At 71.0% G+C, this 22,366-nt stretch carries 16 protein-coding genes and 6 tRNA genes; 11 read left to right on the top strand and 11 right to left on the bottom strand.

What is annotated here, in order from left to right; translation table 11 throughout:
• Positions 1-84: 84 nt before the first annotated feature.
• A tRNA-Met gene (locus ACZ6C1_RS13185) sits at positions 85-158 on the bottom strand.
• A 424-nt stretch (positions 159-582) separates the two neighbouring features.
• On the opposite strand from ACZ6C1_RS13185, the gene ACZ6C1_RS13190 reads away from it, so the two are divergent.
• Together ACZ6C1_RS13190 and ACZ6C1_RS13195 are read left to right on the top strand one after the other, a co-directional pair.
• The gene (locus tag ACZ6C1_RS13190) at positions 583-855 is read left to right on the top strand and encodes a hypothetical protein (RefSeq protein ID WP_469240427.1); all 273 of its coding nucleotides are present in this window, start codon (positions 583-585) and stop codon (positions 853-855) included.
• The gene (locus ACZ6C1_RS13195) at positions 852-2,072 is read left to right on the top strand and encodes a tyrosinase family protein (protein WP_469240430.1); all 1,221 of its coding nucleotides are present in this window, start codon (positions 852-854) and stop codon (positions 2,070-2,072) included. Before ACZ6C1_RS13190 ends, ACZ6C1_RS13195 begins: the two co-directional genes overlap by 4 nt.
• A gap of 108 nt (positions 2,073-2,180) precedes the next feature.
• Here the strand turns inward: ACZ6C1_RS13195 and ACZ6C1_RS13200 are convergent.
• The 5 genes from ACZ6C1_RS13200 to ACZ6C1_RS13220 form a co-directional block, all read right to left on the bottom strand.
• Positions 2,181-2,253, bottom strand: a tRNA-Lys gene (locus ACZ6C1_RS13200).
• 460 nt (positions 2,254-2,713) lie between these two features.
• On the bottom strand, positions 2,714-5,812 hold the full coding sequence (locus ACZ6C1_RS13205; protein WP_469240432.1) for an FG-GAP-like repeat-containing protein: 3,099 nt from the start codon (positions 5,810-5,812) through the stop codon (positions 2,714-2,716).
• 203 nt (positions 5,813-6,015) lie between these two features.
• Complete coding sequence (locus ACZ6C1_RS13210) at positions 6,016-8,187, bottom strand: DEAD/DEAH box helicase (RefSeq protein ID WP_469240434.1); 2,172 nt, start codon at positions 8,185-8,187, stop codon at positions 6,016-6,018.
• Between the two features lie 361 nt (positions 8,188-8,548).
• A complete protein-coding gene (locus tag ACZ6C1_RS13215; protein WP_469240436.1) occupies positions 8,549-9,175 on the bottom strand; it encodes a hypothetical protein in 627 nt (208 codons plus the stop codon).
• Between the two features lie 85 nt (positions 9,176-9,260).
• Positions 9,261-9,611, bottom strand: a complete 351-nt coding sequence (locus tag ACZ6C1_RS13220) for a metallopeptidase family protein (RefSeq protein ID WP_064072095.1) — start codon at positions 9,609-9,611, stop codon at positions 9,261-9,263.
• A gap of 59 nt (positions 9,612-9,670) precedes the next feature.
• On the opposite strand from ACZ6C1_RS13220, the gene ACZ6C1_RS13225 reads away from it, so the two are divergent.
• The 4 genes from ACZ6C1_RS13225 (at position 9,671) to ACZ6C1_RS13240 (ending at position 11,597) form a co-directional block, all read left to right on the top strand.
• Positions 9,671-11,230 (top strand): metallophosphoesterase family protein, encoded by a 1,560-nt coding sequence (locus tag ACZ6C1_RS13225; protein WP_469240438.1) that lies wholly within the window; start codon positions 9,671-9,673, stop codon positions 11,228-11,230.
• Between the two features lie 81 nt (positions 11,231-11,311).
• Positions 11,312-11,384, top strand: a tRNA-Glu gene (locus tag ACZ6C1_RS13230).
• A 39-nt stretch (positions 11,385-11,423) separates the two neighbouring features.
• A tRNA-Asp gene (locus ACZ6C1_RS13235) sits at positions 11,424-11,498 on the top strand.
• 22 nt (positions 11,499-11,520) lie between these two features.
• Positions 11,521-11,597, top strand: a tRNA-Phe gene (locus tag ACZ6C1_RS13240).
• A 182-nt stretch (positions 11,598-11,779) separates the two neighbouring features.
• On the opposite strand, the gene ACZ6C1_RS13245 is transcribed toward ACZ6C1_RS13240, so the two are convergent.
• From ACZ6C1_RS13245 to ACZ6C1_RS13255, 3 genes are all read right to left on the bottom strand, one after another.
• Positions 11,780-12,604: a cytochrome c biogenesis CcdA family protein gene (locus tag ACZ6C1_RS13245; RefSeq protein ID WP_469240440.1), complete on the bottom strand. Its 825-nt coding sequence runs from the start codon at positions 12,602-12,604 to the stop codon at positions 11,780-11,782.
• On the bottom strand, positions 12,601-13,308 hold the full coding sequence (locus tag ACZ6C1_RS13250) for a DsbA family protein (RefSeq protein WP_469240442.1): 708 nt from the start codon (positions 13,306-13,308) through the stop codon (positions 12,601-12,603). Before ACZ6C1_RS13250 ends, ACZ6C1_RS13245 begins: the two co-directional genes overlap by 4 nt.
• Positions 13,309-13,371: 63 nt before the next feature.
• Entirely contained in the window at positions 13,372-13,695 is a 324-nt protein-coding gene (locus tag ACZ6C1_RS13255) for a hypothetical protein (RefSeq protein WP_469240443.1), read from the bottom strand.
• A gap of 159 nt (positions 13,696-13,854) precedes the next feature.
• Here ACZ6C1_RS13255 and hrpA point away from each other — a divergent pair, with 159 nt between their 5' ends.
• From hrpA to ACZ6C1_RS13270, 3 genes are all read left to right on the top strand, one after another.
• Positions 13,855-17,790, top strand: a complete 3,936-nt coding sequence (hrpA, locus tag ACZ6C1_RS13260; RefSeq protein WP_469240445.1) for an ATP-dependent RNA helicase HrpA — start codon at positions 13,855-13,857, stop codon at positions 17,788-17,790.
• A gap of 90 nt (positions 17,791-17,880) precedes the next feature.
• Positions 17,881-17,954, top strand: a tRNA-Asp gene (locus ACZ6C1_RS13265).
• Between the two features lie 129 nt (positions 17,955-18,083).
• The gene (locus ACZ6C1_RS13270) at positions 18,084-18,308 is read left to right on the top strand and encodes a DUF6274 family protein (RefSeq protein ID WP_469240447.1); all 225 of its coding nucleotides are present in this window, start codon (positions 18,084-18,086) and stop codon (positions 18,306-18,308) included.
• Positions 18,309-18,664: 356 nt separating this feature from the next.
• Here ACZ6C1_RS13270 and bldC read toward each other — a convergent pair whose 3' ends face one another.
• Together bldC and ACZ6C1_RS13280 are read right to left on the bottom strand one after the other, a co-directional pair.
• Positions 18,665-18,871 (bottom strand): developmental transcriptional regulator BldC, encoded by a 207-nt coding sequence (gene bldC / locus ACZ6C1_RS13275; RefSeq protein ID WP_003949541.1) that lies wholly within the window; start codon positions 18,869-18,871, stop codon positions 18,665-18,667.
• Between the two features lie 822 nt (positions 18,872-19,693).
• Positions 19,694-20,539, bottom strand: a complete 846-nt coding sequence (locus ACZ6C1_RS13280; protein ID WP_469240449.1) for a DUF8083 family protein — start codon at positions 20,537-20,539, stop codon at positions 19,694-19,696.
• A 154-nt stretch (positions 20,540-20,693) separates the two neighbouring features.
• Between ACZ6C1_RS13280 and ACZ6C1_RS13285 the strand changes: the two genes are divergently transcribed.
• Positions 20,694-21,776 (top strand): Leu/Phe/Val dehydrogenase, encoded by a 1,083-nt coding sequence (locus tag ACZ6C1_RS13285; protein ID WP_469240451.1) that lies wholly within the window; start codon positions 20,694-20,696, stop codon positions 21,774-21,776.
• 314 nt (positions 21,777-22,090) lie between these two features.
• On the top strand, positions 22,091-22,351 hold the full coding sequence (locus tag ACZ6C1_RS13290; RefSeq protein WP_469240452.1) for a DUF3073 domain-containing protein: 261 nt from the start codon (positions 22,091-22,093) through the stop codon (positions 22,349-22,351).
• Positions 22,352-22,366: the final 15 nt, after the last annotated feature.

A 22,366-nucleotide genomic window follows, 5' to 3' on the forward strand; every position in this document is an offset into this window, starting at 1 on the left:
CCGCCGACCGAGCGACACACGACGCCGGCCGGTCCGGGAAAGACGGAAGGCCCGGTGCGCAATGCACCGGGCCTTCGTCTTCAGTAGCGGGGACAGGATTTGAACCTGCGACCTCTGGGTTATGAGCCCAGCGAGCTACCGAGCTGCTCCACCCCGCGTCGGTGAACACCACCCTACGCCATCCGGAGCACGATCCCTAACCAATATCCCTGGCAGCTCCCCCCGAGGGGACAAAACGGCCCCGCCGGTCCCCGCGTGCGGCATCGCTCCCGGACGGCGGCGGCAAGACGGCTCGCCCACCGCCGGAAGGAAGCCGGCCCGGCCCCGCACCCGCCACTTCCCGAGCAGGACGGAGAAATCCGTCCCGCTTCCCCGGCGAAATGAAATTGCAGAATCAATCAATAGGAGCGGAAACCGGAATTCGCGGAGTGTCACTCCTTCGCGATTCAGGCCCTGGTCGGCCTGTGTCGATCATTCAGACACCTCTTGGGGTACCGCATACTCGGAAAGCCGATACGAGCCTCTCGGCCACTGCGGCACCCAGTCGACCCCTCACACCGTGCGGAGCCCAACGGAGGAAGCATGAACAGCCCGATCGCTGACCAAGTCGTTGCAGCGCCGACCTATCTGGCGGATATCCGCTTCTTCTTCCGGCCCAAAGACGTGGCCCATATGGCCGCCAAGGGAATCGAGCTCGGCACCTATGAAGGGGTGAAGAGCAACGCGCTCGCAATTCACGCACAGACCGCTCCGCCAAACGCTCTGATGCCCCGGACGCAGCGGGACAATGGAGTACCGAACGCTCGCAGACGTTCCGCAACTGGATCGTCAACGGATGTCCGCTCGGTACGGTGACGCCGGTCGAGCCGCCGGCGACCGGGCAGCCCACGGCACGGCTGCGCAAGGACGTCACGAAGCTGAGCGATGCCGAGTTCGACCTACTGGCGACGGCGTTCACCGGCCTGATGGACCGCGACCCGAGCGATCCGGACAGCTACTTCGCCCTGGCCGGGCAGCACGGCCTCCCGAAACGCTGGTGCCTGCACCACGAAGACCGCTACAACCCCTGGCACCGCCAGTACCTGCGGGTGTTCGAAGACGCCCTGCGCTCCGTCCCGGGCTGCGAGGGGGTGACGATTCCCTACTGGGACATCTCGACCATGCTGCCGGACCGGCTGCAACAGCCGCCGTTCGACTCGTACACCCTGCCGGCCGATCCCGGCGTCAACGCGACGCCACAGCCCGTGACCGGATACTTCCCGTACAAGACCGAACGCTTCCCCGCCACCGAAATCGCACAGAACGTGACGAACTTCGGGGTCCTGGACGACATTGCCACGTCGCTGACCCAGTCGTTGTGGGGCGAGTCCAATGTGAACGGGTACCAGGACTTCTCCATCCAGGCCCACGACGGTGGCCACGGATCGATCGGGCCGACGATGGGCGACCAGAATGTCGCCTCCTTCGACCCCGTGTTCTGGTTCTTCCACTGCAACCTCGACCGCCTCTGGCTGAGCTGGCAGACACTCGTGGGCGCCACCACGCTGACCGGATTCCGATCCACACTGGGGCAGAACACCGAGTGGCTCACGCCGCCGTTCAACGCTCTGCCACCGTTCAGCACCACCGCCGACCAGACGATCGAAACCGACGTCTCGTACGATCGACTGGAACTCGTCAGCCCGGTGGAGGGCGCGTTGGAGAATCTGTCCGGAAGCATCGATGCCTCCCACGCTTTCGCGTTCCGGAGCGGAAATCCGGTCTCGGTGCGGGTGAAGGGGATCAACCGGCTGGCAATTCCGGGGTCGTTCGTCGTGAGTCTGCTCGCCGACGACGAGCCGGTCGCGAAGCGCTTCTTCTTCCAGCCGGAGGACCCGCGGAACTGCGCGGGGTGTGTGCAGCACGGCATCGTCAACATCGACTTCCGGATGGCTCAGGAACAGCTTGTCGACCGGACGCTGTCCGTCCGTATCGACGTGCCCCGGCACGCCGCGGAGATCGGTTCGGCCTTCCCCCTCGCGCAGGCGGGCAATCCCACCATCAACGCGCGGCTTCTGGTGGAGGAGGCTTAGCCGTCGGGCCGCCGCCCGCGGAGACGCCCGACGCACATGTGCCCCGGTCACGGAAGGTGGCCGGGGCACGAGCGCTCAGGTCGGAGCCCCGCGGGGCTCTCGACGCGGTAGGCCGTGTGGGACTCGAACCCACAACCAACGGATTAAAAGTCCGCTGCTCTGCCAATTGAGCTAACGGCCCTCGACGAGTCACCCCTGAGCATAGCCCCACGGCGCCCGGCATCCGATCGGGTATCGGGTGAACGGGCGCCGTCGCGTCGTGGAGGCGGGGAGATCGTCGGGGACAGCGTGGGGTCGTGCTGCCGGCCGGCGGCGATCGGCACCGTCGCCCCGAACGCCCCCGTGCCGTCGCCCGTGTTGCGGAGGAGTCCGCCGTGGGCGTCACGGGAGAGCAGGCCGGCGCCCCGGTCGCGGAAGACCGGCCGCGGGGCTTCACCGTGCCCGTGCCCGTGCCGTCGTGTCGCCACCGCTCGCCCGAGTGTCGCCCGCGCCCGGGAACACCGGCTCGGCGGCCACCGCGGTGGCCGGTGCGGCAGCCACCGGGACGCCGGCGCGCGTCATGGCCGGGACGGCGACAGCAGCACCGAGGGCCCCTACGGCACGGTGATCGTGTGCCGTAGGGGCCCTCGTGACGGCCGCTTCTAGAACAGGCCCTTGTAGCCCTGCCAGCCGGTGCCGATCTTGACCGTCGAACCGAACGACCCCGTGCCGTTGCCGTTGTTGCGCAGCAGGTCCCCGGCGGCGTTGCGGGAGATCAGGTCCGCCTTGCCGTCCTTGTTCAGGTCACCGACACCGACGAACGCGTTGCGGCCGGTGCCCCAGTTGTTGCCGAACACCAGGACGCGCGGCTTGAGTGTGCCCGTCGCCGTGCCATTGATCCGCCACAGCGAGTTGGCGCCGCCCACCGCGAGCAGGTCGCCGACGCCGTCACCGTTCAGGTCACCGGCCCCGAACACCGCCCGGTACGCCTTCCAGTTGGTGGCGATCCGGCCCCGCGCCTTGAGCTTGCCCGCGCCGTCGTCCGCGTACAGGTAGAGGTCACCCGTGGTCGTCTGACGCGCCACCAGGTCGGCCCGGCCGTCACCGGTCAGGTCGCCCGGCGAGGTCAGCACGTTGAACTGCGCCCACACCGTGCCCAGCGAGGTGTACGGGGCGGTCGGCACCAGCGCCTTGCCGCAACCCGGCCGGTAGGCCCGCAGCTCACCGCTCGGCAGCCGCACCAGCGCGTCGTTGCAGCCGTCACGGTTCAGGTCCCCGAACGGCACCGCCACCGCGGACGTGGACCAGCCGCTGCCGCTCACCGCGCCGGAGAGCGTGCCCGCGCCCGTTCCGTACCGGACCGCGAGGGTGCCCGTCGAGCTCAGCGACACGAGGTCCCCGACCCGGTCGCCGTTGTGGTCCCGCCGCGTCGGCACCGGCGTCGTGGCCGTCACGGCCCCCGACAGCGCGACCGTGCCGGACTGCGCCAGCGCGGCACCCTGTCCATCGGCCGGAACCGCCGTCAGCGACCAGGCGTACGAGCCGTCCGCGACCGGCTTGCCGGCCGCGTCCTTGCCGTCCCAGGCGACGCTGACGAGGCCACGGGCCTCGCCGCCCGACAGGGTGCGCCGCACGGTACCGGAGGCGTCCTTCAGCGTGAGCTGCCAGGAGGCGGCGGGCTTGGACAGCCACCAGCGGGCCTTCCAGGGGGCGCTGCCGCCCTGTACGGCCTGCGCCGCGGGAACGTGGGCGTCGATGCGCGCCAGCGGCGAGGCGGTCACACCCGCGTCCACGACGCGGATGTCGCCCTCGGTGGTGGCGGTGAGGGCGATCCGCCCGGTCGTGGCGTCGACCGCGTACCTGTACTCCCGCTCGCCGTCGTCGGCGAGGGCGTGGTTGCCGACCTCCACCGGCTGGGCGCCCCGGAAGTCGGTGACCTTGACCGTGCTGTCGTTGCGCCACACCACATAGCCGTCTCCGAGCTCGGAGACCGGGGACGTGTACGTGTGGTTGACGTTCTTGTCGAGGTCGAACACCCCGCCCCTGGCGACGGTTCCCGCGCAGCTCCAGTTGAGCCAGTGCGCGGTCACCTTGATGGACTCGGCCCTGCATCCGCTGCCCAGGTTGACGGTCCGCTTCACCGCGCCCGTCCTGGCGTCGTAGGCCTTCACGGTGCCGGCCACCTCGCCGGCGGCCCAGACGGTGTCCCCGTACAGCGCGAAGTCCCACGCGTTGACGGTGGGGAAGGAGGCAAGCTGCTTGCCGGTGTCGAGGTCGACCGTGATCAGGCCGGTGGACGAGCCGTCGGCGCGCTCACCGGTGGCGGCCAGGTGACGGCCCGAGGCGTGCACCATGGTCAGCGAGGCGAGGCCGGCGCTCACCGGGGTGGCCGTGGTGGCGCCGGGCTGTGCCAGCAGCGGGTACGGGCTGCCGCTGTTGGGGTCCGGCTGGACGAGCAGTCGGCCGTCGCCCGTGGACGCGATCTGCGGGCAGCCGCTGCTGTCGTCGCACCCGGTGAGGTCCATGCCGAAGGTTCCGCGGTCGGCCGTGTCGCCGGCCGCCAGCGGACCGGTCACCGACACGGTCCGGGTGCGGAAGGCGTTGCCCTGGTCCGGCATCCGCTCCAGTGAGTGCAGGCGGCCGCCCGCGAAAGCGAAGGACCTGGGCAGTGACGTCAGCGGGGTGATGTCAGTGAGCTTGCCGACCGTGGGCGCGGAGTCCGTGACGCCGACAAGCTGGACGCCCAGGGCGTCGGCGCCGTCCCCGCCGATCAGCAGCAGTCGCGTGCCGTCGGGGGTGGGCGTCGCATGGGAACGCGCGTACGCCAGGACGGTCGTCTCGGCGCCGCCGGACAGCGGAACGCTCACGACACGGTAGGGGGCCGACCCGCCGAGGCCCGACGGGCGGGCCACGAACGCCCGGTCGCCGATGACCCCGAGGAGCTTGGCGCCCTCCTGGTACGGAAGGTCCGCGACCCGGGTCTGCGCCGGCGCGCTCCCGGCCGTCGCGCCGGTCCTGGCGTAGAACGCGAGCTTGCCGTCCACGGTCCACTCCACAACGTGGTCCGGCGTGAGCACGGTCCCGGCCGTGACGGCGGTCGTGGTGCGCGGGAGCTGTCGCACCTGCCCGTCGCTGATCCAGACCGGCCGGGTCACGCCGTCCGCGCGGAAGGACGTCACCATCCCGCCGGCGTCGGCCGACTGGATCGTGTACGGCCGTTCGGCCCCGGCCGGCCAGCCGGTCACCTGCGCGGTCTGGACCGTGCCGCCGGCCAGGCGGTGCGTGTGCCACTCGGGCTCGGCGGTGCTGCTCGCCCGGCTGTACGTGACCACGGTGGAGCCGTACGTCCCGACGTACCGGTGTCCGGCGGGCACGTCGATGTACGTGTTGGTCCCCGCGGCGGTGTCGAACAGCCGGACGCGGCCCGCGCTGGTGGGGCCGGTCCCCAGGGCGGCGATGACGTCGGAGCCGGCGCCGTACGTGGCGCCCTCCTCCGGGCCCTCCGCCTGGTTGTACACGGGCGTCGTCGTACCGGAGTACGTGCTCCAGAAGTGGCCGCGGCCCTCTTCGTACCGCAGGTAGCCCGTCGGTCCGGCGGAGAGCGGGATCACGGTCCGCGGCTGAGCGGCCTTGGTCGCACCGAAGACCACACCGGGCGCGTCGGCGGCGACCGCGGCAGGGGCGAGCGGCCCGACCCCGGAAGCGAGTGTCACCGCCGCGACGGCGGCGACGGAATGGCGTATGAGAGCGCGTCGAGGCACTCAGGTCCTCCCCAGGAAAGAAATGCGGAGCGCGGCGAGTCGACAAAGGCATGTCAAAGACAGGTCGAAGGCGTGGTGCGCCGGCTTGAAGAATCCCCCCGGACGCGACCCCCGCGGCACGTGAGCGGGATCGTAACAGGACAGGGCCCGTATCCCTGTTCGAGATACGGGCCCTGTTCAGGCGTTATGCGTCAGCGGACGCGTCAGCCGTTGCGCTTCCAGCGCGGCTTGTCGTCACGGCGCCCGAAGGAGGAGCCGGTGTTGGAGCCACCGCGGTGGTCGTCACGGCGGCCGTAGGGGCGCTCGTGGCCGCCGGAGCGGAAGCCGCCGCCCGAGGGACGGTCGTCACGACGGTCGCGGTTGAACGGACGGTCGCTGCCGCGGTGGCCGCCGGTGGGGCGGTCGTCACGACGGTCGTCGCGGCGGAAGCCGCCGGAGGGACGGTCGTTGTCGCGGCGGAAACCACCGGAGGACGGACGGTCGTTGTCCCGGCGGAAACCACCGGAGGACGGACGGTCGTTGTCCCGGCGGAAACCACCGGAGGACGGACGGTCGTTGTCGCGGCGGAAGCCACCCGACGGACGGTCGTTGTCCCGGCGGTCGTCACGGCGGAAGCCGCCACGGTCGTCACGGCGCTCGAAGGAACGGCCACCACGGTCGTTGTCCCGGCGGTCGTCACGGCGGAAGCCACCGCGGTCGTCACGGTCACGGCGCTCGAAGCCGCCCCGGTCGTCGCGACGGTCACGACGCTCGAAGTTGCCCCGGTCGTCACGGCGGTCACGACGCTCGTACGAGGACGAACGGTCGAACGACGGGCGCTCGTCACGGGACTCGCGCGCCGGCTGCGCCGGTACGGAGGCGATCGCGGCCTGGACCTCGGCCTCGGCGGCCTCGGTCACCTCGGCGACGGCGGCCTCCGGGTCCTCGCCCCGCTCACGGGCGGCACGGGCGATCAGGCGGTCGGCCTCCTCGCGGAGCTCGACGGCACGGCGCTGGAGGCGCTCCAGCTCCTTGGTGAGGTCGGCGACCTCGCGCTCGGCCTGCTTGGCGGCGTTGTTCGCGGAGTCGGCCTGCACCTCGGTCAGCGACCGGGCGCCGGTGATCTCGGCAACCTCCGGGTCGAACGCCCCGGCGCCGCCCACGATGTGGCGCGTGGCGTCGACGCCCGCGTCCTCCATCAGGCGGAAGATCTGGCGGCGCTGGTGCGGCAGGGCCAGCGAGACGACCACGCCGGACTTGCCGGCGCGGGCGGTACGGCCCGAGCGGTGCAGGTAGTCCTTGTGGTCACCGGCCGGGTCCACGTTGAGGACCAGGTCGATGCCGTCGACGTGGATGCCGCGGGCGGCGACGTCGGTGGCGACCAGGGCGTTGACGTAGCCCTTCTTGAAGTCCTCGAGGACGCGGGTACGGGCGCCCTGCGTCATGCCGCCGTGCAGGGCGTCGGCCTTCACGCCGGTGTCCTGGAGCTGCTCGGCGATGCGGTCGGCGCCGAGCTGGGTGCGGACGAAGATGATGGTGCGGCCCTTGCGGGCGGCGATCGCGGCGGTGACCGGCGCCTTGTCCTTGGGCTTCACGACCAGGACGTGGTGGGTCATCGTGGTGACGGCACCGGCGGACGGGTCGACCTCGTGGGTGACCGGGTTGACCAGGTAGCGCTTGACCAGGCTGTCGATCTCGTTCTCCAGCGTGGCGGAGAAGAGCAGGCGCTGGCCGCCCTCGGGGATCTGGTCGAGCAGCTCGGTGACCTCGGGCATGAAGCCCAGGTCGGCCATCTGGTCGGCCTCGTCGAGGACCGCGATCTGGACGGACTCCAGCGAGCAGGCGCCGCGGTTGATGATGTCGCGCAGCCGGCCCGGGGTGGCGACGAGGATGTCGACGCCGCGCTCCAGGGCGTAGATCTGGTTGCCCATCGACGTGCCGCCGCAGACGACCTTCATCTTGAGGCCGAGGACGTCGCCGTACGGCTGGAGGGCGTCCGCGACCTGCATGGCGAGCTCACGGGTCGGCGTGAGGATGACGCCGCGGGGCTTCTTCTTGTCGGTGCGGCCGCCGGCCAGGGTGGCGAGCAGCGGCAGGCCGAAGGAGAGGGTCTTGCCGGAGCCGGTGCGGCCACGGCCGAGGATGTCCTTGCCGGCCAGGGCGTCCGGGATGGTCGCGGCCTGGATCGGGAAGGGGGTGGTCACGCCGTTCTGGGCGAGCTTGCGGACGATGCCCTCGGGCAGACCCAGGTCGCCGAAGGTGACCTGCGGCTCGTCCGGCGTCTCCGGCGTCTGCTGCTCGGGAGCCTCGGGAGCCTCGGCGGCTTCGAGAGCGACGCTCTCGTCGAGCTCGGCGTTCTCGGGCATGACGGCGTGGTCAGGACTGAAAATGGACATGCGAAATGCGAAACCTTCCGGAGTCTCGGCACGCGCCCGTCAACTCCGTGTTTCGCAATTCGACCGCCTCGATGCGGTCAGCCACGGCAAGGGAGAGTACGCGCCACACGCGGCGCTCTCGGTAGTGGCGCCGGGCAAAGGGGAACATGGGATCAAACGATCTACCACCATACGCACTCCCCCCCGGTCAGCGCAAACCGGCTCACGTCACCCCGCCTGTGACGTCCACCTCATGCGCCCGCCCGGAGGCCGCCCGGCCCCGGGAGCGAACCGCCCCGGCCCACCGCCCGGCCCCGGGAGCGAACCGCCCCGGCCCACCGGACGGCGCCGTGCGCGGCCGTGCCCGGCCGGTCCGGCGGGGTCACGCGGGGGCGACCTGGGGAGATGCCGAGGGTTCAGCGCCGTGACCCTCGTGCCACCCCTCCGGGGCGTGCAGCGACTGCGTATGGGTGTCGGCGGCCGGTGACGCGGACGGGGGGTCCGACGGGTCCGGGCTCGGCTCGGCCGGCGGGGTCGGCGCGGGGGTCGACGGCGGGGGCGGGGTGGGCTCCGGAGGCGTCGGCTGCTGGCTCGGCGAGGCCCCGCCACCGCCGGCCGCACCGCCGTCGCCGCCGCTCGGCGAGGGGGCGGGCGGCCGCGCGGGCCGCGGCCCGGGCTCCCCGCCCGCCGACGGCTTCCCCGAGGGCGCCGCGGAGGGGGCCGCCGACCCGGGCGCGTCGCTCGGCCCGGGCGACGCCCCGTCCTCCTCGCCCGCCCCGCCCGCCTGGCCCTCGACGCCGTGCCCGGTGCGTACGTCATGCCGGCCGCCCGGCGCGTCGGCACCGCCGTCCGGCTCGGCCGCCGCGGCCCCCGACGGGCCGGCGGAGCGGGCGGGGCCCGGCTTCGCGCCCGCGTCGGAGACGCTCATGCAGCCGCTGACGGAGCCTGCGGACGCCGCTACCGCCAGTGCGGTGACGGCCCATCGGACGGGGGCGGACAAATGGCGCACGAGGGCACCTCCATGGGTGCGGTACGGGGGTTTCCCTGCCCAACTCCCCGGGCCCCACAAGGACACGCCCGCCCCGGAACCGGTCTCAGCCGTACCCGAGCTCGTGCAGCCGCTCGTCGTCGATCCCGAAGTGGTGGGCGATCTCGTGGACGACCGTCACCTCCGTCTCGGCGACCACGTCCTCGCGCGAGTCGCACATCCGCAGCGTCGGCCCCCGGTAGATGGTGATCCGGTCGGGCAGCACGCCCGCGTACCACTCGCCCCGGTCGGTCAGCGGAGTCCCCTCGTACAGCCCCAGCAGATCCGGGTCGTCCGGCGACGGCTCGTCCTCCACGAACACCGCGACGTTGTCCATCAGCCGCGTCAGCTCCGGCGGGATCCTGTCCAGCGCCTCGGCGACCAGTTCCTCGAACTCCTCGCGTGTCATCTCCAGCACGCGGCCATTGTCACGGATGGCCGGGCATAGTGACCCGTCCACATGGGCATACGGCGCCCATGGCCGCCCGAGCTGCCCTCCGCTCCACCTACGCCCGCCTGCTGCACCACTACCGCTCCCGCCGCACCGCCCCCACGTCCGCCCTCGTCCACAGCCCTCACCCATATGCCCGAACCTTCGGCCTGATCGCCGTGGTCCTGATGGGCGCGTGGCTCGGCCTGCTGATCGTCGGCAGTGTCCGTACGCCCGTGGGGCCGATGGACACGAGCATGACCCTGCGGCCCTCCCTGCACGGCGGGACGAAGATCAACGTCTCGCCGCTGGGCGCGCTGGAGCTCGACTCGCACACCGCGCCCATCCGCCTCGACGTGGACGTCGACCAGCTCGACCCGGTCCGCGCGCAGGCCCTGGTGGAGCACCCCGAACGGATCACCGGCCTCCAGGACGAGATCACCCAGGACGTCGCCGACGGCACCCGCGAACTGGCGTGGCGCTCCTGCGTCGCCGTCGTCTCGGGCGCCACCGCGCTCGGCCTCGCCGTCTACCGCCGCCCGCGCCGCGCGCTCGCGGCCGGCGGCCTCGCGCTCGCGCTGCTGGGAGCCGCCGGCGTGTCCGCGTACGCCACCTGGAACCCCAAGTCCGTCCTGGAACCCAAGTTCTCCGGGCTGCTGTCCTCCGCCCCGTCCGTGGTCGGCAACGCCCGCTCGATCGTGAGCGAGTTCGACGTCTACCAGAAGGAACTCGCCCGTCTCGTCACGAATGTGACGAAGCTGTACGACGCCGCCTCCACGCTTCCCACGTACCAGCCCGACCCGGGGACCATGCGGGTGCTGCACGTCTCCGACATCCACCTGAACCCGGCCGCGTGGGAGATCGTCCGCTCGCTCGTCGAGCAGTACCGGATCGACGTGATCATCGACTCGGGCGACACCATGGACCACGGCACCGCCGCCGAGAACGGCTTCCTCGACCCGATCAGCGACCTCGGCGCGCCCTACGTCTGGGTGCGCGGCAACCACGACTCGCAGGTCACCCAGCGGTACCTGGAGGGCATGAGGAACGTCCACGTCCTCGACGGGGGCCGCACCGTGACCGTCGCCGGCCTCCGGGTGGCCGGCACCGGCGACCCGCAGTTCACACCGGACCGCTCGGTGGTGCCGGCCGGCGACGACGCCGAGCGCGCGGCGGGCGCCCGGCTGGCGGCGGCCCTGCGTGAGCAGGCGAGGGCCGGCCGGCCCGTCGACATCGCGGTGGCCCACAACCCGGTGGCCGCCCAGGAGACCGACGGCCAGGTCCCGCTCGTCCTGGCCGGTCACGTCCACCGCCGGGTGAACAAGCTCCTGCCCCACGGCACCCGCCTCAAGATCGAGGGCTCCACGGGCGGCGGCGGCCTGCGCGCCCTGGAGCAGGAGGAGCCGGAGAAGGTCCACGCCTCGGTCCTCTACCTGGACCGGGACACCCGCCGCCTCCAGGCCTGGGACGAGATCACCCTGGGCGGTCTGGGCCTCACGACGGCCGAGGTCAGCCGCCACGTCCCGGAGGAGGAACCCCCGGCCGCCCCGTCCACCGCACCCTCGGGAACCCCCTCCTCAGCCCGCCCGCCCACCCGATCCCCATAACCGTTTTGGCGAACGGTCCCCGCATCCCATATGCTTCTCACGTCCCCGACGCGCTGACGAAGCGCCCAGGCGGGCCAATTAGCCCTCATCGTCTAGTGGCCCAGGACGCCGCCCTTTCAAGGCGGTAGCACGGGTTCGAATCCCGTTGGGGGCACGCATCACCGTGTGCGAGACTGGTGCTCGCACATTGCTTGGTCCTGTGGAGCAGTTTGGAGTGCTCGCCACCCTGTCAAGGTGGAGGCCGCGGGTTCAAATCCCGTCAGGACCGCTGTGGCTCGAAAGAGTCACGTGGCTGGGTAGCTCAGTTGGTACGAGCGTCCGCCTGAAAAGCGGAAGGTCGCCGGTTCGACCCCGGCCCCAGCCACCACCACGAAGGCCCCGATCTCCGGATCGGGGCCTTCGTCGTACCCCCACGCGGTGCGGCGCGGCGCCCGGTCGAGATCGGCTCCGGGCCGCGGACCGTCTGGCGGACCACCGCCGTCCTGTGGCTGCTCGCACGCACGACAGGGCGGCGGACAGCGTGGTGGTTCACCGCCGGTAGCGCCGCCGTCAGGTCCGCTCGCGGCCGCGCCAGCCGCGGACGCCGAGCGTGATGGCGACCACCGCGACGACCGCGACGAGCAGGGCCCAGTCGGGCACCGCTCGGCCGAGGGAGGAGGCCCACTTCTCCACCGCGTAGGAGTCGTCGACCGACAGCAGGCCCGGCAGGGCGGTCGTGCCGTCGAAGGCCAGGAACATCGCGCCCAGGACGATGAAGAACACGCCCGACAGCAGCGACGTGCTGTGCAGCGAGAAGCGGCCCACCCGCAGCGGGCGGCCCCGCAGCCAGCCACGCCGTCCCAGGTCGTGGCGCTCCCACAGCAGGGCCAGCAGGAACAGCGGCACGGCCATGCCGAGTGCGTACACCGCCAGGAGCAGGCCCCCGTAGGCCGGGCTTCCGCTGAGCGCCGCCACCGTCAGGACGCTGCCGAGGATCGGGCCCGCGCAGAAGCCGGCCAGGCCGTACACCAGGCCCAGGGCGTACACGGAGAGCGCCGAGACGGGACGGATCCGGCCGCTCACCTCGGCGATCCGGCGCGAGGCGAAGCCCAGGCCCAGGATCTGCGCCACGCCCAGCGCGACGATCGTCCAGCCGCCCACGGCGACCAGCAGGTCACGGTGGCCGTAGAAGAGCCGCCCCGCGAAGGATCCGGCCGCGCCCAGCGGGACGAGCGTGGTGGCGAGGCCGGCGTAGAAGATCCCGGTACGGGCCAGGAGGCGGGCCCGGGTGTCGATCGAGTACGCGAAGAACGCGGGGAGCAGCAGCGCGCTGCACGGACTGAGCAGGGCGAGCAGACCGCCCAGGAACGCGGCCAGGTAGCCGATGTCCGTCACTTCGCGGCCTCCCGCTTCGCCGCCTCGATTGCGTTCGTGAACGTCTCCATGGGCTGTGCGCCCGCGATGGGGCGGCCGTTCACCAGGAACGACGGCGTGGACGTGGCGCCGAGCGCGTAGGCCTGCTCCTGGTCCTTCGCCACGGCCTGCCGCGCCGCGTCGCTGTCCAGGTCCCGGCCGAAGCGTTCCACATCGGGCACGCCCGCCTCCCGCGCCAGCGCGAGCACCCGGTCCTTGCCGAAGCCCTGCTCCTTGGCGCCCTCGGCGTACGCGGCCTTGTGGAACTGCCAGAACCGCCCCTGCCGGCCCGCCGCCCAGGCGGCGCGTGCCGCGCGCTCGGACTCCTCGCCGAAGATCGGGAAGTTCCGCCATTCGATGCGCAGGGTGCCCTCGTCGACGTACTTCTCGATCAGTTCCGGCTCGGTCTCGCGGGCGAACTTGCCGCAGTAGCCGCACGTGAAGTCGGCGTACTCGATCATCACGACGGGCGCGTCGGCGCGCCCGACCGCGAGCGGGTCCTTGGCGTCGCGCCGCGCGTACTCCTCCAGCTCGGGGTGGACGTCGGCCCGCGGCCCCGCGGACGACTCGGCGACGACGGACGGCGAGGGCTCGGCGGGCTTGGTGGCGGTGTACGAGACGACACCGAGCAGCGCGGCCGCGGCGACGACACCCGCGCCGATGAGGTACGGCGTGGACTTGGGCATGGTGGAACTCCTGTACGCATGGGGAAGTGACCGGCGGAAGGTACGGAAGGTACGGCGCGCCGGCTATACGCGCAGGATCGACAGGTCCGGTGGGGAGGGCGGCGCGAGCGGCGGCGGTCCCCGCTCCGGCCGGACGACCAGGACCGTCTCGTCCAGGCCCCACGCCCCGGTCGCCGCGCGGGCGGCGTGCAGGGCGGGCAGCAGCTCGCACAGGGTGGCCGAGCGGGGCGGCACGGCGGGCGCCAGGCCTCCCTCGTCGTCGGCGGAGCCGCACCCGGGCGGCTGTCCCGAGGCACCGGTGGCGGCCACCACGTCGTGCGCGGTGCCCCGGTCGGCGCCCGGACCGCACACCAGCAGCGCGCCCACCAGCACGAGCACGGCGGCCACGACGCGGCACCACCGGCTGCCGGCCCGGGGCATGGGCACCGCCTTCCAAGGTCGTCCAGGAGGTCTTCGGGTCGGATCATGAGGTCGCCGACCCGCCGGAAATGGTACGGGGAAATCGGTTCGCCACTCCGTCGCCGCGAGTGAGATCCTGGGTCAGGTATGTCTACTTCCCTCGCCGACCTCCAGACCCTGCTGGCCGAGGTCTCGCTGCGCGACGCGCACCGGCTCGGCCGCCGTCTCGAAGGCGCTCGCCGCATCCGTAAGCCCGAAGCACGGCAGGCCGTGCTGGACGAGATCGCCGCCGAGGCCGGGAAGGCCGCTGCCCGCACCGCCGAGCGCGCCGCTCGGGTGCCGGAGATCACGTATCCCGAGCAGCTGCCGGTCAGCCAGAAGAAGGACGACATCCTGGAGGCGATACGTGACCACCAGGTGGTGATCGTCGCCGGTGAGACGGGTTCCGGCAAGACCACCCAGATCCCCAAGATCTGCCTGGAGCTGGGGCGCGGTGTCCGGGGCATGATCGGCCATACGCAGCCCAGGCGGATCGCCGCCCGCACGGTGGCCGAGCGGGTCGCCGACGAGCTGAAGACGCCCCTCGGGGAAGCGGTCGGCTGGAAGGTCCGCTTCACCGACCAGGTGGGCGGCGACACCTTCGTCAAGCTGATGACGGACGGCATCCTGCTCGCCGAGATCCAGACGGACCGCGAGCTGCGCGCCTACGACACGATCATCATCGACGAGGCCCACGAGCGCAGCCTCAACATCGACTTCCTCCTCGGCTACCTGGCCCAGCTCCTCCCCAAGCGTCCCGACCTCAAGGTCGTGATCACCTCCGCGACCATCGACCCGGAGCGCTTCTCCCGCCACTTCGGCGACGCCCCGATCGTCGAGGTGTCCGGTCGTACGTACCCGGTGGAGGTGCGCTACCGGCCCCTGCTGGAGGAGGACTCCGAGGAGTCCGACCGCGACCAGATCACCGCCATCTGCGACGCGGTCGACGAGCTCCAGGCCGAGGGCCCGGGCGACATCCTGGTGTTCCTCTCCGGTGAGCGCGAGATCCGCGACACGGCGGACGCGCTGATCAAGAAGAAGCTGCGCAACACCGAGGTCCTCCCCCTCTACGCCCGTCTCTCGCACGCCGAGCAGCACCGGGTCTTCCAGGCCCACTCCGGTCGCCGGATCGTCCTCGCGACGAACGTCGCCGAGACCTCCCTGACGGTCCCCGGCATCAAGTACGTCATCGATCCCGGCACCGCCCGTATCTCCCGCTACAGCCACCGCACCAAGGTGCAGCGCCTGCCGATCGAGCGGATCAGCCAGGCCAGCGCCAACCAGCGCAAGGGCCGCTGCGGCCGTACGTCGGACGGCATCTGCGTCCGGCTGTACGACGAGGACGACTTCCTCGCCCGTCCCGAGTTCACGGACGCCGAGATCCTCCGGACGAACCTGGCGTCGGTCATCCTGCAGATGACGGCCGCCGGGCTGGGCGACATCGAGAAATTCCCCTTCATCGACCCGCCGGACCACCGCAACATCCGCGACGGCGTACAGCTCCTCCAGGAGCTGGGCGCGATCGACCCGGCGCAGAAGGACCCCAAGAAGCGGCTCACGCAGGCGGGCCGCAAGCTGGCCCAGCTCCCGGTGGACCCGCGCCTGGCCCGGATGGTCCTGGAGGCCGACAAGAACGGCTGCGTACGCGAGGTCATGGTGATCGCGGCCGCCCTGTCCATCCAGGACCCGCGCGAGCGGCCGGCCGAGAAGCAGGCGCAGGCGGACCAGCAGCACGCCCGGTTCAAGGACGAGACGTCCGACTTCCTGGCGTTCCTGAACCTCTGGCGCTACATCCGCGAGCAGCAGAAGGCGCTGTCGTCCTCGGCCTTCCGCCGGATGTGCAAGTCGGAGTACCTCAACTACCTGCGCATTCGCGAATGGCAGGACATCTATACGCAGTTGCGTACGGTCGCCAAGCAGATGGGCATCCACCTCAACGAGGAGGATGCGCCCGAGGACCGCGTCCATGTCTCGCTGCTCGCCGGCCTGCTGTCCCACATCGGGATGAAGGACGTGAAGGAGGGCGCGAAGAACGAGTACCTGGGCGCCCGCAGCGCCAAGTTCGCCGTCTTCCCCGGATCGGCGCTGTTCAAGAAGCCGCCGCGTTTCATCATGTCCGCCGAGCTGGTGGAGACCTCCCGCCTGTGGGCGCGGGTCAACGCGAAGATCGAGCCCGAGTGGATCGAGCCGCTGGCCGGGCACCTGCTGAAGCGCACGTACAGCGAGCCGCACTGGGAGAAGGACCAGGCGGCGGTCATGGCGTACGAGAAGGTCACCCTGTACGGCGTGCCGATCGTCGCCCAGCGCAAGGTCAACTACGGGCGCATCGACCCGGAGGTCAGCCGGGAACTGTTCATCCGCAACGCCCTCGTGGAGGGCGACTGGCGGACGCACCACAAGTTCTTCGCGGACAACCGCAAGCTGCTGACCGAGGTCGAGGAGCTGGAGCACCGGGCCCGCCGCCGCGACATCCTGGTGGACGACGAGACTCTGTTCGACTTCTACGACCGGCGCGTGCCCGAACACGTCGTGTCCGGGGCGCACTTCGACTCGTGGTGGAAGCACAAGCGCCACGAGGAGCCGGACCTTCTCGACTTCGAGCGCGAGATGCTCATCAACGAGAAGGCGGGCGCGGTCACCAAGGCCGACTACCCCGACTCGTGGCGGCAGGGCGCGCTGAAGTTCCGGGTGACGTACCAGTTCGAGCCGGGCGCGGACGCGGACGGCGTGACCGTCCACGTCCCGCTCCAGGTGCTGAACCAGGTGACGGACGAGGGCTTCGACTGGCAGATCCCCGGCCTGCGCGAAGAGGTCGTGACCGAGCTGATCCGCTCGCTGCCGAAGCCGGTCCGCCGCCACTACGTCCCGGCGCCGAACTACGCGAAGAGGTTCCTGGAGCGGGCGACGCCCCTGCAGGAGCCGCTGACGGTCACGCTCGCCCGGGAACTCCAGCGGATGGTGGGTGTCCCGGTCGACGCCGACGACTTCGACCTCTCCCGCGTCCCCGACCACCTGAAGATCACCTTCCGGATCGTTGACGAGCGGCGCCGCAAGCTGGCCGAGGACAAGGACCTGGAGGCCCTGAAGCTCCGGCTGCGCCCGAAGGCCCGTCAGGCGCTGTCCAAGGCCGCCAAGGCCGCCACGGCGGGCCCCTCGGGCTCCGGACAGTCCCTGGAGCGCACGGGCCTGACGGACTGGACGATCGGCACGCTCACGAAGGTCTTCGAGACGCGCCGCGCGGGCCAGCCCGTCAAGGCGTACCCGGCCCTCGTCGACGCCGGCGAATCCGTCTCCGTACGGCTCTTCGACACGGAGGCCGAGCAGGCCCAGGCGATGTGGCGCGGCACCCGCAAGCTGATCATGCTGAACATCCCGGTGAACCCGGCGAAGTTCGCCTCGGACAAGCTGACGAACCAGCAGAAGCTGGCCCTGTCCCGCAATCCGCACGGTTCGGTGCAGGCGCTGTTCGACGACTGTGCGACCGCCGCGGCCGACCGGCTGATCGCCGACCACGGCGGCCCGGCCTGGGACGAGGAGTCGTTCCGGAAGCTGTACGACAAGGTCCGCGCCGACCTCGTCGAGCTGACGATCCGCACGGTCGACCAGGTGCAGCAGATCCTCGCCGCCTGGCAGGCCTGTGAGCGGCGCCTGAAGGCCACGAACAGCCTGGTGCTGGTGAACAACGTCCAGGACGTCCGGGAGCAGCTGGCGGCCCTGATGCCGGCGGGCTTCGTGACGAGGACGGGCCTGCGGCGCCTGCCGGACCTGATGCGCTACCTGGTGGCCGTGGACCGCCGGCTCCAGCAGATGCCCACGTCCGTCCAGCGCGACACCACGCGCATGGAGAAGGTCCACGAGATGCAGGACGAGTACGCCTGGCTGCTGGAGCAGATGCCCAAGGGCCGCCCCGTGCCGCAGGAGGTCCTGGACATCCGCTGGATGATCGAGGAGCTGCGGGTCAGCTACTTCGCCCACGCCCTGGGCACGGCGTACCCGGTGTCCGACAAGAGGATCGTGAAGGCGATCGACGCCGCCGCGCCGTAGTGACGATCACGTCGCCAGGAGTGAGTTCGACCGGAGCCTCTGACCTGCTGTACAGTTTGATTCGCAGCCGCGCGGTCGGCCGCGAATCAAGGTCCTGTGGAGCAGTTGGTTAGCTCGCCACCCTGTCAAGGTGGAGGTCGCGGGTTCAAGTCCCGTCAGGATCGCCGAGAAGTAACAGAAGGGCCCGAATCCCCCACGGATTCGGGCCCTTCTGTCGTGCGTCTTGACGCGGTCAACTGCCACCGGTACCCAGGCAACAGGGAATCGGGGGCCCTTCACCGGAGGTGACGCGCATGGCGGCGGCATCCACAGCCAGGCACGAGACACGCGCACTGCTCCGCGCCCATCTGGCGGCCGCGTCCGGCTACCGCCACCTCACGCGCCACTGCCCGGTCTGTCACCGCCTCCTGAGACTGGCCATGGAGCACCCGGACACGGCCGAGGAGGGGCGGGAGAACGCTCCGCACGTGACCGAAGGGGAGGACGGGACCCCGGGGGACGACACCGGACGGGTGTGACGCGAGTCACGAAATGAGTTTTGAAAACCCCTCAACTTACACCCTCCCTACAACCGCCCGATTTAATATGTGCAATTGCACCCCTTCGGCAACCCTCCGGCTGATCCCCTGAGGGGCACCGAGCGGCCTCCGATCCACCCCCGGCCGCCCCCTGGGCAGCACCCGGCCGGCCCCCGGCCGCCCGGGCCACGGCCGGACTCCGGCCGGCCACGGGCACACAAAAAAGATCGCGCTGGACCCGGCGGAGTCCAGCGCGATCGATGACGAGGGGCCCGTTGGGGCGGGCTCACGTCGGTGGAGCTAAGGGCGGGCGCACCGGGTTGGGGGACCCGGAAATGCCCGGTTCATCGGGGTGTTCAGGCCTCGCTGCGCTGCTGCGGAATACCCGCAAGCAGTGCGCGGACCTCTGCCTCGCGGTACCGGCGGTGTCCACCGAGCGTGCGGATGGACGTGAGCTTGCCCGCCTTTGCCCAGCGGGTCACCGTCTTCGGGTCCACGCGGAACATCGTGGCAACCTCAGCGGGGGTCAGCAGCGGCTCGGCATCAGGGGTGCGAGCGGTCATGAGCGGCCTCCTCGGGAGAACCGAACCTTCTCGGTTCTTTCCTCTAAATTCTGCACCTTGACCCGCGTTGCCCGAAATGGCGGACGCGAGCCGAGTCGGTTATAGGACGAACGGCTTGTCCTCGGCACTACAACTACACCATCTGTCCAGCCACGTTCGGCCAAACCGATGGAATTGCCCTCTCAGGTGTCCATCAGCGGCGGAAGCCGATGGACCATGCCATAGCGGACAGTCACGTCACAGTGACGATCAGTCACAGAGCGATCAGGAGCCAACAGACCCCCCATAGCGTGCAATGCTGAGCCTTCCGCCCATACTTGGACGGAAGGAGCCCTCCCCGGACTCCTTGTCCTATTTTGGCATGAGGTCGGGCGATGGGCGCAAGAGCCCTGTTAGTGCTATCCGTCACGCTTGACACAAAGGCCCGGATCGGGACCAAGGGCCCATCGGGACACGCGAAGGGTTCCCTGGAGCGAGATCATGCGGCAGATCGCCCGCCAGATCCATAGCCGACCAGCAGCCGATCGCCCGGCGGACGACCGCCGGGTCTCTGACGCCGGGTCTCCACGCCGGGTTCCAACGCGGTTCTCTCACGCCGGGGCTCCACTCCGGCCTCCAACGCCAGGTCCTCCGCACCCGGGGCTCCACGCCGGGCTCCAACGCCAGGTGCCAACGCGGTTCTCTCACGCCGGTCTCCACGCCGGGCCCCACGCCCGGGTTCCACGCCAGGCCCACGCCGGCCTCCACGCCGGGGCTCTCGCACCAGGCTCCTCCCCGAACTCCCGCTCCCGGGCGGGGGCGCCTCGCCTCGGCGTCGGGGCCTCAGTTGGCGTGCTGCCGGTTCCTCACCGAGCGCCACCGCTCCATCAGCCGCTCGTACGCCTCTCCCGCCGCCTCCCCGTCGCCGGACCGCAGCGCCGTGAGACCGGCCGCCACGTCGGCCGCCGAGCGGTCCTCGGCCAGGAACTCCTCCGGCAGGGCGTGCACCAGGCCGCCGTAGTCCAGCTCGACCAGCGAACGCGGGTGGAACTCCTCCAGCCACCGCCCCACGTCCACCAGACCCTCGGTCAGTGGTCCCTCGTCCAGCGACTCGCGCAGCGTCTTCAGCGCCCGCGCCACCCGCCGCCGGGCCTGCACCATCGGCGTCCGGTAGCGCAGACACGGCGCCTTCCCCGGGCCGCCGGAGGCGACGTACTCCCGCTCCTCGTCCGCGAACAGGGCGAACCACCGCACCGGCACCTGCCAGAGCGCCGTCCGGATCCACGGCCGCGCGTCCGGGTTCCGCTCCCGCCACCGCTCGTAGTCCGCCTCCGCCTGGCCCCGCACCACCGGCGGCACCGCCGCGTCCAGGACCGCCGGCGGCAGCGTGCCCGGCAGCTCCTCAAGGGCCAGCCACCCGCGCAGCCGCGTCCGCCACGGGCACACGCACACCACACCGTCCACCTCCACCACGAAGGCGTCGGCGCTCTCGTGCACGGGCACCGCGACCGGCGGCGTGGCCAGCAGGTCGGCCAGCGAACGGCGCAGCTCGTCCTGGGCGGTCGGAGCGGTGCCGCGGCGCGCGTAGCGCGCCCAGTGGCCGCGCTCCGGCTCCGGGAAGGCCGCCAGCGGCTCGTACACGCGCAGGTAGGACGCGTACGGGACGAGGACCGAGGAGACGGCTGGCATGTCACGAATCCTTCCACGCCCGTACTCCGCGAGGGGGTGATCCGCGGCACTGGCTCTCATCTACGCGCAGGTAGGACTTACTCTCTTGCCGTCAAGGTCCTCCCCCACCCGCAGGAGGGCCTCATCCGCCGCTTCGTACTTGGGAGTCACCACCGTGACCGATGTGACCGACGGCGTCCTGCACACCCTGTTCCGATCGGAGCAGGGGGGCCACGAACAAGTCGTGCTCTGCCAGGACCGTGCCTCCGGCCTGAAGGCCGTCATCGCCATCCACTCGACCGCTCTGGGCCCGGCCCTCGGCGGTACCCGCTTCTACCCGTACGCCTCCGAGGAAGACGCCGTCGCCGACGCGCTGAACCTGTCCCGGGGCATGTCGTACAAGAACGCCATGGCCGGTCTGGAGCACGGTGGCGGCAAGGCCGTGATCATCGGTGACCCGGAGCTGATCAAGACCGAGGAGCTGCTGCTGGCGTACGGCCGGTTCGTGGCGTCCCTCGGCGGCCGGTATGTCACGGCCTGCGACGTCGGCACCTATGTGGCTGACATGGACATCATCGCCCGGGAGAACCGCTGGACCACCGGCCGCTCCCCCGAGAACGGTGGCGCCGGTGACTCCTCCGTCCTCACCGCGTACGGCGTCTTCCAGGGCATGCGCGCCTCCGCCCAGCACGCCTGGGGCGACCCGACGCTGCGCGGCCGCAAGGTCGGCGTCGCGGGCGTCGGCAAGGTCGGTCACTACCTGGTGGAGCACCTGCTGGAGGACGGTGCCGAGGTCGTCATCACGGATGTGCGCGAGGAGTCGGTGCGCCGGATCACCGACAAGTTCCCGCAGGTCACCGTGGTCGCCGACACCGACGCGCTGATCCGCACCGAGGGCCTCGACGTCTACGCCCCCTGTGCGCTCGGCGGGGCGCTGAACGACGACACCGTGCCCGTACTGACGGCGAAGGTGGTGTGCGGCGCGGCCAACAACCAGCTCGCGCACCCGGGCGTGGAGAAGGACATCGCGGACCGCGGGATCCTCTACGCCCCCGACTACGTCGTCAACGCCGGTGGTGTGATCCAGGTGGCCGACGAGCTCCACGGGTTCGACTTCGACCGGTGCAAGGCGAAGGCGTCGAAGATCTTCGACACCACGCTGGCAATATTCACACGTGCGAAGGAAGACGGTATTCCGCCGGCCGCCGCCGCCGACCGGATCGCCGAACAGCGCATGGCGGAGGCGCGTCGCGGGTAACCCCGTGGACAGCCGTGGTTGACAGCGTCGACCCGCCGGCCGCGTGACCGTGTCCGCCCACAGCGAGACATGGCTCACGCCGGTCGGCGGGTCGACTGCCGAGAAGAGGTTAAAATCGCAGCTGACCAGCGAGGACGGGGCTCCTCGTCGGTCTTGCTCCGAGGCACGTCATGCGGGCGGCGTACCGTATGGCCGCGGAAGCAGGTACCGTTGAAGCCCTACGGGCCGGTCTCTCCGCGGAGAGTCCGTTCCGACTCATGAACGCGTGTCAAGACTCTGGGGCCGTCGAGCCCCGTCACCGAGGGGGTCGAGCCATGGGGCGCGGCCGGGCCAAGGCCAAGCAGACGAAGGTCGCCCGCCAGCTGAAGTACAACAGCGGCGGGACTGACCTGTCGCGTCTGGCCAGCGAGCTGGGCGCTTCTACTCCGCAACCGCTCTCGCAGCCGCCGAACGGCGAGCCTTTCGAGGACGACGACGAGGAAGACGACCCGTACGCCCGCTACGCGGAGCTGTACAACGACGACGAGGACGAGGACGAGGAGTCCGGTCCGTCGTCACAGCGTCGCGGTGCTTGACGCCTGAATCCACTT

It is taken from the genome of Streptomyces sp. NPDC041796 (assembly GCF_055590785.1).

What these genes read in the sequence shown, in the direction of transcription:
- ACZ6C1_RS13250 (WP_469240442.1), bottom strand. Translation starts at nt 13,308, where the DNA reads ATGCCCAAGTCCACGCCGTACCTCATCGGCGCGGGTGTCGTCGCCGCG.
- ACZ6C1_RS13280 (WP_469240449.1), bottom strand. Translation starts at nt 20,539, where the DNA reads ATGCCAGCCGTCTCCTCGGTCCTCGTCCCGTACGCGTCCTACCTGCGC.
- ACZ6C1_RS13190 (WP_469240427.1), top strand. Translation starts at nt 583, where the DNA reads ATGAACAGCCCGATCGCTGACCAAGTCGTTGCAGCGCCGACCTATCTG.
- ACZ6C1_RS13210 (WP_469240434.1), bottom strand. Translation starts at nt 8,187, where the DNA reads ATGTCCATTTTCAGTCCTGACCACGCCGTCATGCCCGAGAACGCCGAG.
- hrpA (WP_469240445.1), top strand. Translation starts at nt 13,855, where the DNA reads ATGTCTACTTCCCTCGCCGACCTCCAGACCCTGCTGGCCGAGGTCTCG.
- ACZ6C1_RS13290 (WP_469240452.1), top strand. Translation starts at nt 22,091, where the DNA reads ATGGGGCGCGGCCGGGCCAAGGCCAAGCAGACGAAGGTCGCCCGCCAG.
- ACZ6C1_RS13225 (WP_469240438.1), top strand. Translation starts at nt 9,671, where the DNA reads ATGGCCGCCCGAGCTGCCCTCCGCTCCACCTACGCCCGCCTGCTGCAC.
- ACZ6C1_RS13270 (WP_469240447.1), top strand. Translation starts at nt 18,084, where the DNA reads ATGGCGGCGGCATCCACAGCCAGGCACGAGACACGCGCACTGCTCCGC.
- bldC (WP_003949541.1), bottom strand. Translation starts at nt 18,871, where the DNA reads ATGACCGCTCGCACCCCTGATGCCGAGCCGCTGCTGACCCCCGCTGAG.